Origin of the sequence: uncultured Methanobrevibacter sp., from assembly GCF_902801725.1 — an archaeon.
Lineage (GTDB): Archaea > Methanobacteriota > Methanobacteria > Methanobacteriales > Methanobacteriaceae > Methanocatella.
The window spans coordinates 1-2,728 of record NZ_CADCJB010000075.1; the positions used below are offsets into that span (position 1 = coordinate 1).

1 protein-coding gene is annotated in these 2,728 nt (G+C 34.8%); it reads left to right on the top strand.

Features of this window, described 5'->3' with window-relative positions; all coding sequences use genetic code 11:
* Nucleotides 1–2,580, top strand: a 2,580-nt coding sequence (locus tag QZV68_RS10085) for a C1 family peptidase (protein WP_296880869.1), incomplete at its 5' end; no start/stop codon positions are given.
* Between the last annotated feature and the right edge of the window lie 148 nt (nt 2,581–2,728).

Here is a 2,728-nt window from a genome sequence, read left to right on the forward strand (position 1 = left end):
ATATATCTTGATAAAGGAGAATTGGATCTTTCAAATACTAACATGACTTCAAAATGGGTTTCTAAATCAGCTCTAATTACTGCTTATAAAAATGCTATAATCTACATAAAAAATGCAATTTTTGCTGATACTATTTCAACTTATTCTCCTGCATTATACGTTCAACGTTCTAATGTTTCAATTATTAATTCCAAATTCAATAATTTAAAAGCTGACATTACTGCAGGTGCAATAAGTCTTAAAGAATGTAGTGAAGTATACATTGAAAACTGTGAATTTACAAACGTTACATCTTCTAAAAATGGAGGAGCTATTAATGCAGACATTTGGGGAGACCTTGGTGTTAACGGTAATGTAACAATAATTGATACAATATTTAAAGACACTTCTTCCGAATTTGGTGGAGCATATCTTCAATTAGGTGGAAATTTATTCATAAACAATACATTATTCACAAACAATCATGCTAGATATAATGGAGGATCACTTTACCTTTCATATGTCACAAGCAACATTACTAATTGTAATTTCACCTCAAACGGTGTTGATGTTATTGAAGGATATCCAACCTATGGTGGTGCAATATTCAATGATATAGGTACTTTAAATGTGGATAAAACCAATTTTATCAATAACACTGCAAGTGCAGGAAATGCAATAGGCGCATATGAGTCATCATACAACATTAAAAATTCACTGTTTGAAAACAATACAAATCCTATCTATACATTTTTCGATAAGGTTGGTGTTTTAGACAACAATGTTTATATCAATGATGACAATGTCTCAACCAACAACGAAATTCATTCAACAATAGTGATTGGACAAGGCATGCAATTAACATTGCTGAATAATACTATTAACGTCACTAATCTTCCAAAAAGATTTGATTTGCGTGACTGGGGATGGGTATCGCCAGTTAGAGATCAAGGTTGGATGGGTGCCTGCTGGACATTCGGAATGACTGGAGCTTTGGAATCTGTAATATTAAAAGCTGCTGGAATCACATCTGACTTTTCAGAAAATAACATGAAAGATTCAATGTATAGATATTCAATTTATGGGGACACTAGTTTAGTTGAAGGGGGAAACAGTGTTTATGCTATAAGTTATTTAGTAAGCTGGCTTGGAGCATTAATATATGATGCGGATGTTTATGATGAAATGGGAAAAATTTCCCCTGTGATAACAACTTTAAATGATATTCATGTTCAAGATGCAATATTCGTACCTAATAATGAAATCCCTAATGGCACAAAACTTAAGGAAGCAATTATTAAATATGGTTCTCTGGCTGTGTCTTATTATGGGCAATCTACATATGATGAATCAAATCCGTATTATAATGATACTACATATGCACAATATGTTGATAAACCTTTAAATCCAAATCATGCCGTTTCCATCGTAGGATGGGATGACAATTTCCCAAAAGAAAACTTCTTAATCACCCCTCCTGGTGATGGTGCTTGGATTGTTAAAAACAGCTGGGGTCCTGGCTGGGGAAATGATGGATTTTTATATGTTTCATATTATGACCAAACACTCTTAAGATATGATCCTGCTCAGCCAAGTAGTTGTGCTGCTACAGTAATATTTGAAAATACCGTACCTTACAACAAGAACTACCAATATGCAATTATAGGTGGTGGTAATTTCATGTCTGGTGAAAACAATGTAAGTTATATGAATGTGTTTGAAGCATTAGATGATGATTTGATTGCTGCAGTTGGAACATACTTCAATAAAGAGGGTGTCAATTACACCGTTGAGATTTATGTCAATGACGAATTAAAATTAACTCAAAAAGGAGTATCACCATTCTTTGGTTACCATACTATCAAATTAGATGATTACATACCAATTAAAAAAGGAGATGTGTTCAAAGCAATTATAACTTCCAATGCTATGCCTTATATTACACAACCTGATGTGAGAATAGATTATACTGAGAATATTTCATTTTTCTCTATTGATGGAGCACCATGGTCTGATTCTTATAAAGATGGGGGAGCAATTGTTTGTTTGAAAGTCTATACTGTTGCAGATGACAGTAAAATCATCAACAATAAGGACATTTCAGTTGATTACGGTAGTGGATCTTACTTCACCGTTCAGGCTGTAACTTCTGACGGTCATGCTGTTGGTTCTGGTGCGATTGTTAAATTCACAATCAACGGTAAAACAACCACTGCCAAAACAGATAGTAAAGGAATCGCCAAGGTTAAAATCACTGACATTCCTAAGACATACACAATCAAAACCGTCTACAACGGCAAAACCTACACCAACAAGGTTACTGTAAAACAGGTGCTTAAAACAAGTAAAGTCACAGTTAAAAAGACTGCCAAGAAATTTACCTTAAAAGCAACCCTTAAAATCAACGGCAAACTCCAGAAAGGAAAAACCATCAAATTCAAATTGAACGGCAAAACCTACAAGGTCAAAACCAATGCAAAAGGAGTTGCACAAAAGACATTAAACAAAAAAGTCATCAAAAAGCTCAAAAAAGGTAAAACATACACAGTTCAAGTGACATACCTCAAGGACACAATAAAGACAACAGTCAAGGTAAAATAGGTGAAAAAAATGAAAAAAATCATACTGGGCGTATTGCTGGTGCTGCTCTTCTCCATTGGTGCGGCCTGTGCCAGCGACGCCAACGACACAATCGGCACTGAAGACCAGCAAATCCTTGCTGACTCGCCGAAGACATTCACAGAACTGG